At 44.5% G+C, this 14,687-nt stretch carries 14 protein-coding genes; 11 read left to right on the forward strand and 3 right to left on the reverse strand.

Annotation, left to right across the window (positions count from 1 at the left end; all coding sequences use genetic code 11):
- Nucleotides 1-79: 79 nt before the first annotated feature.
- Both AC58U0_RS15985 and AC58U0_RS15990 read right to left on the reverse strand, forming a co-directional pair.
- A complete protein-coding gene (locus tag AC58U0_RS15985; RefSeq protein WP_497379952.1) occupies nucleotides 80-1,681 on the reverse strand; it encodes a phospholipase D-like domain-containing protein in 1,602 nt (533 codons plus the stop codon).
- A 123-nt stretch (nucleotides 1,682-1,804) separates the two neighbouring features.
- The gene (locus AC58U0_RS15990) at nucleotides 1,805-2,008 is read right to left on the reverse strand and encodes a CsbD family protein (protein WP_497379954.1); all 204 of its coding nucleotides are present in this window, start codon (nucleotides 2,006-2,008) and stop codon (nucleotides 1,805-1,807) included.
- Nucleotides 2,009-2,165: 157 nt separating this feature from the next.
- Between AC58U0_RS15990 and AC58U0_RS15995 the strand changes: the two genes are divergently transcribed.
- From AC58U0_RS15995 to AC58U0_RS16015, 5 genes are all read left to right on the forward strand, one after another.
- Nucleotides 2,166-3,650, forward strand: a complete 1,485-nt coding sequence (locus AC58U0_RS15995; RefSeq protein ID WP_497379955.1) for a mechanosensitive ion channel — start codon at nucleotides 2,166-2,168, stop codon at nucleotides 3,648-3,650.
- A gap of 159 nt (nucleotides 3,651-3,809) precedes the next feature.
- The gene (locus AC58U0_RS16000; RefSeq protein WP_497379956.1) at nucleotides 3,810-6,344 is read left to right on the forward strand and encodes a transglycosylase domain-containing protein; all 2,535 of its coding nucleotides are present in this window, start codon (nucleotides 3,810-3,812) and stop codon (nucleotides 6,342-6,344) included.
- Between the two features lie 101 nt (nucleotides 6,345-6,445).
- Nucleotides 6,446-6,724 (forward strand): hypothetical protein, encoded by a 279-nt coding sequence (locus tag AC58U0_RS16005; RefSeq protein ID WP_497379958.1) that lies wholly within the window; start codon nucleotides 6,446-6,448, stop codon nucleotides 6,722-6,724.
- The gene (locus tag AC58U0_RS16010; protein ID WP_497379959.1) at nucleotides 6,721-6,909 is read left to right on the forward strand and encodes a hypothetical protein; all 189 of its coding nucleotides are present in this window, start codon (nucleotides 6,721-6,723) and stop codon (nucleotides 6,907-6,909) included. Before AC58U0_RS16005 ends, AC58U0_RS16010 begins: the two co-directional genes overlap by 4 nt.
- Nucleotides 6,910-7,059: 150 nt before the next feature.
- The gene (locus tag AC58U0_RS16015; protein WP_497379961.1) at nucleotides 7,060-7,404 is read left to right on the forward strand and encodes a DUF3243 domain-containing protein; all 345 of its coding nucleotides are present in this window, start codon (nucleotides 7,060-7,062) and stop codon (nucleotides 7,402-7,404) included.
- 99 nt (nucleotides 7,405-7,503) lie between these two features.
- Here the strand turns inward: AC58U0_RS16015 and AC58U0_RS16020 are convergent, their stop codons facing one another.
- Nucleotides 7,504-8,112, reverse strand: a complete 609-nt coding sequence (locus AC58U0_RS16020) for a DUF2238 domain-containing protein (protein ID WP_497379962.1) — start codon at nucleotides 8,110-8,112, stop codon at nucleotides 7,504-7,506.
- A gap of 414 nt (nucleotides 8,113-8,526) precedes the next feature.
- Between AC58U0_RS16020 and AC58U0_RS16025 the strand changes: the two genes are divergently transcribed.
- The 6 genes from AC58U0_RS16025 (at nucleotide 8,527) to AC58U0_RS16050 (ending at nucleotide 14,684) form a co-directional block, all read left to right on the forward strand.
- A complete protein-coding gene (locus AC58U0_RS16025) occupies nucleotides 8,527-9,429 on the forward strand; it encodes an NAD(P)/FAD-dependent oxidoreductase (RefSeq protein WP_497379963.1) in 903 nt (300 codons plus the stop codon).
- 24 nt (nucleotides 9,430-9,453) lie between these two features.
- Nucleotides 9,454-9,705, forward strand: coding sequence for a hypothetical protein (locus tag AC58U0_RS16030; protein ID WP_497379965.1), 252 nt, complete (start codon nucleotides 9,454-9,456; stop codon nucleotides 9,703-9,705).
- A gap of 398 nt (nucleotides 9,706-10,103) precedes the next feature.
- Nucleotides 10,104-11,159, forward strand: coding sequence for a type I glyceraldehyde-3-phosphate dehydrogenase (gap, locus tag AC58U0_RS16035; RefSeq protein ID WP_497379966.1), 1,056 nt, complete (start codon nucleotides 10,104-10,106; stop codon nucleotides 11,157-11,159).
- Entirely contained in the window at nucleotides 11,138-11,314 is a 177-nt protein-coding gene (locus AC58U0_RS16040) for a hypothetical protein (RefSeq protein ID WP_497379968.1), read from the forward strand. The genes gap and AC58U0_RS16040 overlap by 22 nt, the downstream gene beginning before the upstream one ends.
- The gene (gene ppdK / locus AC58U0_RS16045; protein ID WP_497379969.1) at nucleotides 11,314-13,995 is read left to right on the forward strand and encodes a pyruvate, phosphate dikinase; all 2,682 of its coding nucleotides are present in this window, start codon (nucleotides 11,314-11,316) and stop codon (nucleotides 13,993-13,995) included. The genes AC58U0_RS16040 and ppdK overlap by 1 nt, the downstream gene beginning before the upstream one ends.
- 80 nt (nucleotides 13,996-14,075) lie before the next feature.
- Complete coding sequence (locus tag AC58U0_RS16050; RefSeq protein ID WP_497379970.1) at nucleotides 14,076-14,684, forward strand: helix-turn-helix transcriptional regulator; 609 nt, start codon at nucleotides 14,076-14,078, stop codon at nucleotides 14,682-14,684.
- Nucleotides 14,685-14,687: the final 3 nt, after the last annotated feature.

Consider the following 14,687-nt stretch of genomic DNA (forward strand, 5'->3'; position numbering starts at 1 on the left):
AAGATTGCCAACTATCCGGCTCGTCTGGCCAGGAAGTGGGCAATCTTTTTTATATTCTAGGCAATACTTTTATGCAAAATTAGGAGAAATATTTCAGTACTTCATTCAGATAATTGCTTGGATGAAGCTTTGGATACTTATAAAATTTTTTAATGTCCGTTATTTGCCGGGAGACGCTCAGATTATAATCCACCATTTGTTTGATTTTATCAGCAAAGGGTTTGTTTTTCACCAGCAGCCCCAATTCAAAGTCATGAAGCCCGCTTCGCTCGTTTAAGTTGTACGATCCATGAAAAATACAATTCGCTCGTTTATCATAAACGATTTTCCAATGGGAGAACCGCTCGGTATAGCTGTAATCGTAGAAGGAGATACCCTTCTGAAACGGCTTATACATATTGGATAGAACCGCGGCTTTGTTGGTTGGATGATCGTTGACTTCAAGCGGATTACAGATGGTAAGATGACGTGACGCTGCATCGTCTAACCTTTTCAGCCTATCCCAGAAAACCGGATCAATGAGATAGGGATTCATGATAATGACTTGATCTGAGGCATAGGTTATCAATGAAAGATAGTACTCTTGAATGAGGTTTACCGGGTTGCCTGGGAAACAAATAAATAGCGTACACGCTGCATCTCCGCAGTTTCGATTCATTTCTGGATAGTAAAATGAATGATTCACATCAAACAAGCCGCCTCCCAAAACGAACCATTGCGAAGCAAACAGCTCATTTAACAATAAGGCAACAGCTCCTTGTATGCGAAAACAACCATCCTGCCACTGCTCTTCGCCTCTGGGAATACCCATTCCTTTTCCATCTATCTGAGCATCATCAACGGTTTTTACCGGTGTTTCAAATAAATACTGATCCCCTACATTTAGACTTCCCACGATAGAAGTAAAACCATCAATGATAAAAAATTTCCGGTGATTCATGACATTCAAACCAGAGACGACCTCATTCTGAACTAGATCCTGCAGAAATAAAATCGTTTCGGCAACACCTTGTGATTTAAGCTCCACACGCCTTTGCTGCCAATCCATTTGACTATAGCATTTATGAAAAGTATTGATAGTTTCGCCACCGTGGGCTTTCAGCATATTGGCCAAGCTTTGAAAATCACCAAACCCATTGTTGTTGTTATAACCAATTGCGGTCACGCCATAATCGACCATAACTCGTACTTTTACTCCACGGTTCAATGCATTAACAAGTGCCTGTATAATAAGGTTACCGGAACGGTCGTTGTAAAACAGCATCACGGATAAATGAATGTAGCGCTTTGCTTTATCGATCTCTTCTAACATCATTTTTAAACAATCCGGTCCAGTCACATAAGCGTCAACCCGGTTATTCCTGACAGTTTGGGGTGTTAGGACTTTTAATTTATCTAGATCCAACTCACTAACAATCGCTTCCAGCTGTTCCAGGTTCTCAGCTGAAAATTCAGGATTGTCCAAAAGCTCTTCACATGAAGTAAATGCCCCGCCCAGCTGCTGACGAAAGCGTGCAACCTTCTCGCGATTGATGAGGCCCTCAGCTAATATAGTTAAAAGCGCTCCTTTATCTGTAAGCGGCTCTAAGGGACCATTGGAACAAAAATAATTGACGAAATTTACCATACCTCCGCAAAGGCTTTCATCCCAATTTGGGAAGCTTAATTTCTTATGCGTCATTAAGAATCCCTCCCTTTCCATGTTAATAAACCCTCTACCCCAATCAGAATCAAGAGAGCAAACGAAAGAGCCTTGAAGCGCAATCCGTTACAGTAACGGACGCGTTTCAAGGCTCAATTTCTTTTATACTTTATGCGTAGAAGTCCAATCGTGATATTCTCTTTCAGCGTCTTCCTTGCTATGTCCATAGCGCTCTTGCAGCTTGCCGACCAGCTTTTCGCGCTCGCCGTTAATCACGTCAAGATCGTCGTCTGTCAGCTTGCCCCATTGTTTTTGGGCTTCACCCTTCAATTGCTTCCACTTGCCTTTGAATACATTGTTGTCCATCGAACTCACTCCTTATAGTTTTGATGAATAACCTTGCCCGGGAAGTTATTACCCGTGAGAAGCTTTTTTCAAACAAACGTTTCGTTTTTCGGAGGATCGTGTATAGGTATACTAGTACATCACGAATACCAATAACCGTACAGAGAGGATGATTGATTTGGACTGGACTTGGAATCAGTGGATGGTATATTTCTTTAATGGGAACATGCTGACACGTATCTTAGGAGCACTATTAATCTTATGGCTTGGCCTTTGGATAGCCGGGGCTGTAGGTAGGGCAATCTCAAAAGGATTAGCAAGAACCAGTGTCGACCACTCATCAAAGCGATATCTCGGAGACAATAAGGTAAGCCAAGTGGCTGGGACGGTGATTAAGTATTTTATCATCTTACTTACGATTCTGATGGTTTTACAGCTGCTAAGCTTCACTCCGATCCTGAATCCGTTCCTCGGATTTATAAATGCCCTTACCCAGTACATTCCGAACATTTTGGCTGCAGGCTTATTAGCCGTAATTGCTCATGTGATCGGAACCTTGGTCAAATCGATGCTACTGAGCCTTTTGTCTAGTCACAGCGTGCAAGATAAAGCTAAGAAGCTAGCTTCTTATAAGGAAGCCATTGCAAAAATCGGTTATGCACTGGTCATTCTGCTCTTTGCACCAGCTATTCTGGATTCCTTGCATATCCCCGCGATTGCAGGTCCGCTTAGCAGTATTATCAGCTTAATTATTAACTACTTGCCATTATGTATCGGAGCTATTCTGATCATTGTCATTGGCCACTTCATAGCTAAATTCGTAGCTAATCTTGTGGAATCCCTGCTTACGCCCTTCCGTTTGGAAAGATGGACTGGTGACGGTATCCATGCAGCTCATGTGATCGCTAGCATCGTTTACTTCTTAATCATCTTCCCAATTGCCGTTCAAGCCATGAACATGCTGCACATGGATTCGATCCAAAAACCGGCTGAACAAATTTTGAATATGATTATGTTCTGGATTCCTAAGATCGCTGTTGCTGCTTTCTTGATGTATATCGGATATATTTTGGCCAAAATCGTTCGTAATCTGGCGATTACGCTAATTTCTCCATTAAACATCAATGAAAAGGTGCAAAATATGTTTCCTAGAAAAAAGGAAACGATCTCGCCGAGTGTTTATAAAACAACACTAGAAAATGATTCCGATTTCGGTGCCAGTTCGCTCCAACTCGAATCTTATCCAATTACCCGTTGGATTGCCAATCTCATTGGCGTCCTTGTGTTTGGATTCTTCCTTGTAGAAGCAACCAAACTGCTTGGTCTAGGGTTTATTTCCACAACCGTTGCTTATCTGATGGCATTGCTGCCTAGATTGGTGTTGGTCGCCATCATCATTCTGGTAGGTAAAGCAATCGCTATGATGGCAGAACGTATGGTTAAAGACGACAACCCGATGAAAGGTTTCATCTCACCGATTATCATGGTACTGGCCTTCGTAATCGGTCTTACAGAAATCGGCATCGCCTCGATCATCATCACATCTGGATTTATGATGGTCCTAGGTGCCCTTGCTGTAACGTTCATCATCTCTGTAGGTATTGGCAGCATCCCAGCAGTGAAAAATTACTGGCAGGATAAACAGAATAAACCGCGCTTATAAAGTGCAAAAGAAAAGCAAGTCCGCGATTGCAGCGATGCGAATGCGGGCTTGCTTTTAGATTAAAATTAACTTTCGCTGTGTTTGGCTGCTGCTACTTTGTGGTAATGATCCGTGTAGGTTCTTATGATTTTCACATCTATGTACTGTGGGGGGCTACATATGAAAAAAAATGAACCTGACGGAACAACGTCGACACACAAAAAAGTAAAGAAAAAATCCATTTTAAGAATTTTATGGAAAACGTTCTGTTTGCTGAGCCTGACCTTTTTTATTGCCTTTCTTATTGTCGGCGGATGGGCTCTGAAGAAGGGGATGAGCATGTACGAACAGACTGATATATCGAAGCTGGGTAAAGAGCCACCGCGTCCGACCGTCATTTATGACATCTCGGGGAATGTGGTTACTGAGCTTAGCAGTTCGCGTATGGCATACATACCTTATGATAAATTTCCTAAGTCAATCGTTGATGCCATTATTTCTGTCGAGGATTCACGGTTTTATGAACATCAGGGAGTAGACGTCAAAGGAATAGGACGAGCCTTATATACGAATCTGCGCACCCGCAATGTTAGGCAGGGAGGCAGCACAATTACTCAGCAGCTGGCAAAAGTTATGTTGTATTCACCTAAACGAACATTTTCCAGGAAGATTAACGAAGCTATCGCTGCTGTGAAAATTGATCGGACTTACACTAAAAATCAAATCCTCGAAATGTATCTAAATTACATTTACTATGGAGAAGGCGCTTATGGAGTGCAGCGGGCTGCTCAAATTTATTTTGGCAAGGATGTAACAACACTCACGCTAGCCGAATCTGCTATGCTGGCAGGATTGCCCAAAGCGCCATCTAATTATTCACCGGTTGAAAACCTGGCTAAAGCTACAGCTCGCAGAAATCTAGTATTAAGTTTGATGGCTGAACAAGGCCGAATTACCCTGTCACAACGGGACCATGCCATTGCTGAACCGATCCGATTGGCACAAAAGTCAGTCCTAGCGGAAACGAATAAATATGCCTCCTATGTAGACCATGTTCTACACGAAACAACCGATAAGTTTGGGTTAACTGAACAGGAAGTTCTAACTTCAGGTCTTAAAATTTATACGAACCTGGATCCCAAAGTGCAAGAAGCTGCTGAAGCTGTGTACAACAACCCCGAAATGTTTCCAGAGGATAAAGGTGGATTACAAAGCGCTATAGCTGTCCTTGATGCAAAAACAGGTGGCATTCGCGGACTGGTTGGCGGTTTAAGCAAAAATAGAACCTTCCGCGGATTCAATTACGCAACGCAGCTGAAACGGCAGCCCGGCTCGGCACTCAAACCTATCGTCGCTTATGCACCTGCACTTGTGATGGGATACAAGCCAACGGATCTGATTGATGACCACGAAACGGATTTTAATGGGTACAAACCTCACAATTATGGAGATAAATTTCATGGCTGGGTCACCATAGAAGACGCACTGGCTCAGTCTTATAATGTTCCGGCCGTTGCTATGCTGAAGGAAGTTGGGATCGGAGCAGGAATGGATCTTGCCCAAAAAGCCGGCATTCCCCTCACGGATGAAGATCGGATATTGGGTATTGCTCTTGGCGGAATGCATACCGGTACATCGCCTTTAGCCATGGCTCAAGCATACACCATGTTTGCTAACAGCGGGATAAGCTCGGATGCTTATGCGATTGTGAAGATTGCCGATCGTAACGGCAATGTGATCAATGAAGCTAAATCTATAAGTCATCAGCTATTGGAACCTTCTGTCGCGTATACAATGACTACCATGCTGCAAAAGGTCGTTTCTGAAGGGACAGGTACTAATGCGCAAATGGCATGGCCTGTTGCGGGTAAAACGGGAACCACACAGCTGCCGGATGTGGCGGAATTCAAAGATAAAGCCGGCAATCAAATTGATGGTTCCAAAGATGCCTGGTTTGTCGGTTATACCCCGGAGCTTGTTGCAGCCGTATGGCTCGGTTATCAGAACACGAACCGGGATCATTATTTAACAACGACCGGCGGTAAATATCCAGCGGCGATATTTAAAGAAGTGATGAGTCTTGCATTGAAAGATAGTACCCAGACCGCATTCGCTATGCCCAGCGGCTATCGCCTGCCGGACACGGAGATAAAGCGGATCAACGGGATTGCTGAAGGTAATGTGATGGTAGCATCGGCTAAGCAGTCTATCCCGACTCCTTCGTCTGAATTGCCCACTCCAGATGTGTCGGCGTCACCAAGCCTGTCGCCAAGTGCTAGCCCGGGTGTGCCGGTAGTTGAACCAACGACGTTGCCTGTTGGAGACCCGGGTAGCCCAGATGACAAGGGAGCCAAGGCGGACGAAGGGGCAGACAAAGGCTCCGATGTCAGCGGTGTCGCTGGCAAGCCTAAGGGCTCAGATGAAGGCGGAAGCTCTAGTGCGACCTCGCGTCCTGAACCAACGGCCGAGCCATCGGCAGCTCCAACGCAAACGGTCGCGCCTTCGACGGCTCCAACACCGACACCAACACCAACACCAACACCAACACCAACCGAAGTGAATGCTTCTCCACCACCGGCTAAAGCATCATATGATCCTGCTGCGACGACGGCCACCGCCGGAAATGGCAATGGCAGTATGACAGAGGGCAAAGGAAAATCAACTAGCGACCCAAAGGAAGTAAGCGGCATGCCAAAAAGCAGCGTCGCTGAATAATGACAAGAGACCCACGTCGAGGCATTATCGATGTGGGTCTCTTGAATTGCAGCGGTTGGAGTTATCAAAAGATAAGAGAAAAAGTGGGAGGAAGGCCACGTATGAAAACCAATAGATCTCATTCAACAACCAAGCGATCTGCGGCAAAGGTTATACCTTTCCCATTAGTACCCATAAAAGAGCGCCGCATTAAGCTTTGGATGGTCGTTCTGATCGCTCTAATTTTACTTTTTACAGGGGTCATGATCTATCAGACTCACAAGTCTTTACCAGCGGGTATCTCCATGGAAGGTCCTGTTCACATGGTATCGGACGAGGATATTCAGTTTCTCTCGGACTTGACGGTTACTACAAAACCGGACAATCCTTCCCGCCGTTGAGCCGCACGTTAACGGATAAGCTGATTGCCGCAAAGGCGAGTCATCCGAAGATTTCCATCGTGGTCATAACAGATGACATCAACACCTCTTACGGCTCGAGTCCTGCACCAGAGTTGGAACGCTTACAGGCCGCTGGGATCCCGATGTACTCGCTGCAGAGATGGCTAGGATTGACGACCTTTTAGCACGATTACAGGGGGCGAATTCTCTTTGAAGAAAAGTTTTCTGCAAGTTGTCTTTCCTCTGGTGTAAGTTTCAATTTGGTCTATTAAGGTTAAGTATTGAGAGACAGCTGCATTACATCCTTTATAACCAAATCTAAGGAGGAATTTCTCATGTCCGAGCATAATCATGTTATGGATAAGGATGAAAAAGTTTTCGTAGATAAGGTCAATCATGCGATATCGAATATGGATGAGGGTAAAAAGGAGCAAATTCTTGCGAATTTTGCTGAATTCAAAGGCTACTTAGGCAAAAGGATTGAGCTTGGAGCCAACATTGGGCTGAAAGAAGAGCAGCTTGCGGTGATTGCGGAGAAAATAGCTGGTTATTTGGCTGCGTACGAAGAACCTCGCAATAGTGAAGAGAAGCTGCTTCAAGAACTTTGGCGAGTAGGGACTCCAGAAGAGCAGCACAAGCTGGCTCATATGTTGGTACGTCTAGCGAAGTCGGCGAATTGAACGGCTTCGGATTGAGCAAAGAGCAGTGAAGAATAACGCAAATAGACCAATCTAAGTCAATCTGACTTTAGATTGGTCTATTTTTCTTAGAACACGAGGTCAGGATTTCACGTCTATCAGAGGCATTTTTTTCTGCTTCGCCTTGAAAACTAAATAGATGCTGGTTGCTATTGCACCTATGGTTCCACATATGATATCCGTCATCGTGTCGACCAAGCTTCCGTTTTGCGAATGAAGACCGAACAGACTATCCGTCGTATACTCGTATATTTCCCAAACGCCGGCCATGGCGATGGAAAAGAAAAGGCAAAACCACACGGCAACTTTCGCATTCGGTACGGCCGCTTTCTCGCCTTTACTTGCTTTCATAAAAATCATTAAACCGACGAAGCAAAGGATCAAGCCTGAAAAGAGATGCTCAATTTTATCCAAGTAAGGGATAACTTTGTAAAATCCAAATTCGTTAGCCAAAAACATGGTGATAAAAATGAACAATAAGACGGAAAAGCGCAACGCTGCAAACATCGTGGTCTTTGTGATTTTGACCACTATACGAATGATCAGCAGCACAGCAACAATCAAAACGGCCTGAAACATTTTTGCTGGGATACCTTTCACCCAAAAATAAACGAAGCAGACTGCGGCAGTCGCATACATGGCCAGTTCGAAGAGGTTGTTCCATTTGTCTTTGCGTTTTTCCATTTGCATCGCTATCACTCGCCTCAAATTCAGAAATTAGTCGTTTCTGTAAACATTAAACAATATATTTTACTCTTAAACAAGACAGCACAATCATTGAGGGATAAATATTTGCATTGTTACTTCAATAATTGCCCGGGAAATGGCCAAGCCGAGTTCCGTCTCTCTATTTTTACCTTTTTCCGTATCCCAATATCCTTCCCGAGCGATTCTATTTGATCAAGTCCTTAGGAAGAGACGGCCATTCTTGACACATCGTAATTTAATAGATATTATAGATATATAAAGTCTATAATAGGGTTTCGTTGATTTAGCTCACAAAGTTAACTTCAGTATGAGCTAAGTCGTTTTTTTTAAAAGTAATTATAGATATTGAGAATCTGTTATAACCATAATTCTAATTCTAAATAGGAGATGATCATCATGATTTATGATTGTGCCATTATTGGCGGAGGACCAGCGGGTTTGAATGCAGCACTGGTACTTGGAAGAGCAAGGAGAAGCGTGGCTTTGCTTGACAGTAATCAACCTAGAAATGCCGTAACACACGCATCTCATGGATTTATCACGAGAGATGGCATAGCACCGGCCGAGTTCCGACGTATTGCCTATGAAGAAGTGCTGCGTTATCCGTCAGTTAATCATTGGCAGACTGAAGTTACATCTGTTAACAAAACCGAATACGGTTTTGAGATGTTGACTTCAACAGGAGTAAGCGTTCAAGCGCGAAAACTGATTTTGGCCACGGGTGTGAAGGAGGTCTTTCCTGAGATCGAAGGCTTTTATCCGTTATATGGGAAAAGTTTATTTAATTGTCCTTATTGTGATGGCTGGGAGCTCCGGGAACAACCGCTTGTTGTTGTCTCCGAGTATCCGACTGCTTTCCATACGGCGAAACTTCTCCTCAATTGGAGTAAGGATGTGGTACTATGCACGAACGGTCATGCGTCATTGTCGGTGCAGCAAAAAGAATGGCTTCACTCGAAGGGAGTTGCGGTCATGGAACAACCCATTGCGGCCTTTATCGGTCAAAATGGATTTCTTGAGCAGGTACGATTTACAGATGGTACTCATATCCTTAGAGCCGGTGGCTTCGTTACTCCTAAATTTGTGCAAAAAGGCTCACTTGGGGAAAGTTTGGGCTGCGAGATGACGGAATTAGGTGGAATTAGGACAGATGAGTTTGGAAGAAGTTCAGTTATGGGTTTATATGCCGCTGGGGATGCGTCGTATTTCATGCCTTCGCAATTAATTTATGCCGCGGCCGATGGCAGCAAAGCAGCTATGGGTGTGAGTATGGATTTGATGGAGAAATTCATAGAATGACCGTTTTTTGTTTCGAAGATTTGGATGACACTAGCTCTAGAGTCAAAAAAGCATTCCGATAGAGGCACAGCTCAATTGTACATTGACGGTAACGTTCAGGGGAATCCGGTAGATCAGCGTCAGGGCAGCACGAATTATTCGATAGTGAGCTTTGGGGAAGTGACCTTTACTTCACCGGGCAATAAACAATTTAGACTACAAATTACGGGTAAAGATCCGGGCAGTAACTCATACAAAATGGCTAACGACACCATTAGTCTTACAAAGATTAATTGATGCTGTATTAACTACCGCCTTACGACTAACCATCGTAAGGCGGTTTCTTTATTAGAATTTATTTATTTTGGGTTTGGGGTAAGTATAGCTTACCCCTTATTTATTCGGGCGCTCCAGATTAAGCGCGTTTTCCGCGCTTATTTGTTATACAGAAATTACGAAAGTTGCAAATCTCCACCGCAGCGCGAGCCTACCAGTTGAACGCCGAAAAGGTGCTTAACTGATAAGGAGACTTAGCTCCTCCTTTTTCTTAAATATGACGTTATATATGACGTCATATATAAAGTAAATCCCATGAATAGTGATAAATAATGATATTTTTGTGAACATAAAAATATATATTGTACATTATATAACCTTGTGATACATTTATGACATACTAAATAACGAATTGGAGGATGGAGATGCGAGTTGGAATTAGTGGTACAGGTAGAATCGGAAGGCTTTGTTTGAGAAAAGCATTGTCCGAGAAGCAGCAGGAGTTTGAAATCAACGTGATCAACTCAACAAGCCCCATTCAAGTATTGGCCCATTTGTTGAAATATGATTCCGTTCATGGCACATGGGACGCGAAAATTGATGTGTTAAATGATAACTTAATGAGGATTAACGGAAAGCTGATTTCCGTCATTTGTGAAAGAGAGCCAGATTTATTGCCGTGGGAGGATTATGGTGCCCAATTGGTTGTGGATGCAACCGGAAAGTTCAATCATCGGCATGGCGCTGAACGACATTTATTTGCTGGAGCCAAGAAGGTTTTGATTACAGCACCAGGGACGAACATGGACCTCACAGTTGTCATGGGTGTGAATGAAGAGAAGTATGATCCTAAGCAGCATCGCTTGGTATCTGCAGCTTCATGTACAACCAACTGTATCGCACCAGTGCTACATATCCTAGATGAAGCTTTTTCTGTTAAACAGGGTTGGATGACAACGGTTCATGCTTTTACGAATGATCAAAATCATATGGATAACCCGCATAAAGATCTTCGACGTGCGAGGGCATGCACCAATTCTATTATTCCGACTTCGACTGGCGTGGGTAAAGCGCTTATCGATGTGATTCCTCATCTCGCATCCCAAATTCAAGGCGTGTCCGTTCGCGTCCCGACACAAGATGTTTCACTGTTAGACCTCCAAGTGGTGGTCGGCCGTAAAGTTAGCGTGGATGATGTGAAGTTCGCCATTAAAAAGGCGATTGCAGGGCAAATAGGATCTTTTGTTGACTACAATGAATTGCCGCTTGTTTCTGCGGATTATATAGGTAATGAGAAATCTGCCATCATCGACGGTCTTAGCATTATGACGCACGATAACCAAATCAAGCTGCTGGCCTGGTATGACAACGAATGGGGTTACACAAACCGAGTCATTGATCTAGTAGCTCATATGTCACGCGCCGAAAGCACTCAATTAAAGGGGGAAACGAAATGTCTAACACAAACCATGTAACATTGGCGGCCATTCATCGGTATGATCTGGGTGTTATCATTTGTAAATCATGTAATGAAGTGATTGCAACGTTACCTACGGACGGATATAAAAAATTCTATAGTTTGTGCAATTCACCCCTATGTATCGATAAAAATAAGGAGGCTAACCAATAATGATTCAGAAACAAGTGGTACCCTTTCAGGAGGGAAATGCTTCAATGAAAGCTTTACTGGGAGGAAAAGGGGCTAATCTCGCTGAGATGACACGTGCCGGGCTTCCCGTACCACCGGGTTTCACCATTACAACTGAGGCCTGCTTAGCTTTTTTTAAGGTTGGCAATCGGATCTCAGAGGAACTGCTTGAACAAATTGCAGCAGCTCTTAAGCAGTTAGAGAAACAGAAGGGACAAACGTTCGGGGATGCGAACAATCCACTTCTTGTTTCCGTGCGATCCGGCTCTGTCTCTTCGATGCCGGGCATGATGGATACCATTTTGAATCTAGGTCTCAACGACGTAACCGTTCAAGGGTTGGCTGCTCTTACGAACAATGAAAAGTTCGCTTATGATTGCTACCGTCGCTTGATGCAGATGTTTGGAAACGTGGTGCTTGGCATTGAAGGCTATCATTTCGAGCAGCTGCTGCATCGGTTGAAAGAGAAAGAAGGCGTCCATCAAGATCAGGATGTTACAGCTGACGGTTGGAAGGGTCTTATCGAAGATTACAAAAAGTGTATTATTTCAAAAACAGGTCAAGCTTTTCCTCAGCATGTCTATGAGCAGTTGCGATTAGCCGTTGAGGCTGTATTCAAGTCATGGAACAATCAAAGAGCCCAGATTTACCGCAAAATCAATCGGATTCCAGATGAACAGGGGACAGCTGTTAACATTCAGAGCATGGTATTTGGCAATATGGGCAGCAGCTGCGGCACAGGCGTTGTCTTTACGAGAAATCCATCCACGGGTGAGAATACATTTTTCGGTGAATATCTGATTAATGCACAAGGGGAAGATGTAGTTGCAGGTATCAGAACACCGCTGGCGATTGCCGCGCTGAAAAGCGAAATGCCTCAGATTTATGAGCAGCTGTTTGCGGCATCCAAGCAGCTAGAGAAGCATTACAAAGATATGCAGGACATCGAGTTTACGGTTGAAAATAATAAGCTTTACCTGCTGCAAACACGAAACGGGAAACGAAACGCCCAAGCTGCGCTCAAGATTGCTGTCGATTTGGTCCAAGAAGGTTTATTGACTAAGCAGGAAGCCGTTGAGCGCATCGAAGTGTCACATCTTGATCAGCTGCTGCACAGAGGTATCGATGAAGAGGCTGTAAAGGATGTGTTGGCCAAAGGACTTCCTGCTTCGCCGGGCGCAGCGGTTGGACAGCTTGTGTTTGACGCAGACACGGCTGCAGAATGGAGCCGCGCCGGCAAGACGGTTATTCTAGCAAGAAACGAAACAACACCCGAAGATATTCATGGCGTGATCGCATCGGAAGGTGTGCTCACGAGCCGCGGAGGAATGACGAGCCATGCCGCTGTTGTGGCAAGGGGAATGGGCAAACCATGCGTATGCGGTTGCGAAGAAGTGCGAATTGTGCTTGATGAGAAGCGGATGTTGGCGGGAAGCAGAGTCGTAGAAGAAGGCGATTGGATTACGCTCGACGGTGCAACCGGACGCGTAATTGTCGGTGCTATGCCATTGCGAGAAGCCAGGATGACGGATGAGCTTCTCGTCATGTTGAAGTGGGCGGATGAGATTCGCACGCTGAAAGTATACGCGAATGCAGATAATCCAGAAGATGCGAAAATCGCGAGACAATTAGGAGCCGAAGGGATTGGTTTATGCCGAACAGAGCATATGTTTTTCTCGCCAACACGTTTGCCTGTTGTTCAACGAATGATTTTGGCGGATGATAAAGAAGATCGCTTGCAGGCTCTTTCACAGCTGCTTCCCATGCAGCAGTCAGATTTTGAAGGCATGTTCGAGGAAATGGATGGCCTTCCGGTAACGATTCGGTTGCTGGATCCACCTTTGCATGAGTTTTTACCCAACCTTGAAGATCTGCAAAAAAGGTATACGGAGCTGACTTACAATAAAAGTGTCTCAGACTTAGAAAGAGAAGAGATCGCTCACCTTCTCCGCAAAGTGCAGGGTCTCCATGAGGCTAACCCTATGCTCGGACAGCGGGGCTGCAGATTGGGAATTGTATATCCAGAAATTTATGATATGCAGATAGAGGCTATCTTCCGGGCAGCTTCAGGCTGTATCGACAGAGGCATCCGAGTTCTTCCGGAAATCATGATTCCGCTTGTAGGCCATGCCAATGAACTGAAAATTTTGCGAGAGCTTGTTGATTTTGTTGCGGAACAGGTTCTTGGTAAAGATAAACTTCGGGATTGTCCTTACAAAGTAGGGACCATGATCGAGGTTCCACGAGCGGCTCTAACTGCGCGCCAAATTGTGGCGTATGCCGATTTCTTCTCTTTTGGCACCAATGATTTGACGCAAATGACGTATGGTTATAGCCGTGACGATGCGGAGGGGAAATTTCTTACCCACTATGTTGATCAGAAGCTTCTTCCGCATAATCCGTTTCAAGTGCTTGACACAGAAGGAGTCGGACAATTAATTGACTTGGCCGTGAATGCAGGCAGGCTCGTTAAGCCGTCCCTCAAAACGAGCATATGCGGGGAGCATGGCGGAGATAAAGAGTCGATTTTCTTTTGCCACTTGACCGGATTGGATTATGTTAGCTGTTCTCCTTACCGAATTCCTTTGGCTCGAATAGCTGCGGCACAAGCGTTCATCTTGCATGGTGTTATCGGTGAACAAAAGGTCGCTCAAGCCATTTGATACAGCGAGAAAATCGGTTAAAATAGGGATGAACATGAAAGTTCGGGGAGGGAAATACGATAGAACTTACATCCCGTCAAATGGAAATTATTGAACGTGTAAAAAAACATGCTCCGATTACCGGAGAAAACTTAGCAGAAATGCTCGGAATCGCCCGTCCTACTATTCGTTCCGACCTTGCCCTGCTTGTTATGCTAGGTTATTTGGATGCGAAGCCAAAGGTTGGTTATTTTCTCGGCAAAACACTGGAGCGGGAAGAATCATCATACAAAAAGCTTGATGGCATTTATGTGAAAGATGTTATGGGTTTACCTGTCGTTCTTCAAGAAACAGCTACGGTGAATGATGCCGTCGTCTCACTGTTTCTTGAGAATGTGGGTACTCTGATGATTGTGAGCGGTAATCGGGCATTAGTTGGTATTGTATCTAGAAAAGATTTGTTAAAAGTAACGTTAGGCAATGCAGGTGCTCCTTCCATGCCGATAAGTCTTGTGATGACGAGACACCCGAACATCGTTACCGTAAGTCCGGAGGACCATGTCATTGATGCGGCGCGCAAAATGATTCATCATCAAGTTGACAGTCTGCCCGTTGTGAATTTGGACTCTGAACAAGACCAGTATGGCGTTATTGGACGAATAACGAAAACAACCATGACCAAATTAATGTTGGAACTAGCAGCGAATTAGGAG

Source organism: Paenibacillus sp. J31P190 (genome assembly GCF_059692075.1).

Bases quoted from the DNA above. Each gene is read 5' to 3' on its own strand.
- AC58U0_RS15990 (WP_497379954.1), bottom strand. From the start codon at position 2,008: ATGGACAACAATGTATTCAAAGGCAAGTGGAAGCAATTGAAGGGTGAA.
- gap (WP_497379966.1), top strand. From the start codon at position 10,104: ATGGAGATGCGAGTTGGAATTAGTGGTACAGGTAGAATCGGAAGGCTT.
- AC58U0_RS16050 (WP_497379970.1), top strand. From the start codon at position 14,076: ATGGAAATTATTGAACGTGTAAAAAAACATGCTCCGATTACCGGAGAA.
- AC58U0_RS16015 (WP_497379961.1), top strand. From the start codon at position 7,060: ATGTCCGAGCATAATCATGTTATGGATAAGGATGAAAAAGTTTTCGTA.
- ppdK (WP_497379969.1), top strand. From the start codon at position 11,314: ATGATTCAGAAACAAGTGGTACCCTTTCAGGAGGGAAATGCTTCAATG.
- AC58U0_RS16025 (WP_497379963.1), top strand. From the start codon at position 8,527: ATGATTTATGATTGTGCCATTATTGGCGGAGGACCAGCGGGTTTGAAT.
- AC58U0_RS16005 (WP_497379958.1), top strand. From the start codon at position 6,446: ATGAAAACCAATAGATCTCATTCAACAACCAAGCGATCTGCGGCAAAG.
- AC58U0_RS16040 (WP_497379968.1), top strand. From the start codon at position 11,138: ATGTCTAACACAAACCATGTAACATTGGCGGCCATTCATCGGTATGAT.
- AC58U0_RS16000 (WP_497379956.1), top strand. From the start codon at position 3,810: ATGAAAAAAAATGAACCTGACGGAACAACGTCGACACACAAAAAAGTA.
- AC58U0_RS15985 (WP_497379952.1), bottom strand. From the start codon at position 1,681: ATGACGCATAAGAAATTAAGCTTCCCAAATTGGGATGAAAGCCTTTGC.
- AC58U0_RS16020 (WP_497379962.1), bottom strand. From the start codon at position 8,112: ATGCAAATGGAAAAACGCAAAGACAAATGGAACAACCTCTTCGAACTG.
- AC58U0_RS16030 (WP_497379965.1), top strand. From the start codon at position 9,454: ATGACACTAGCTCTAGAGTCAAAAAAGCATTCCGATAGAGGCACAGCT.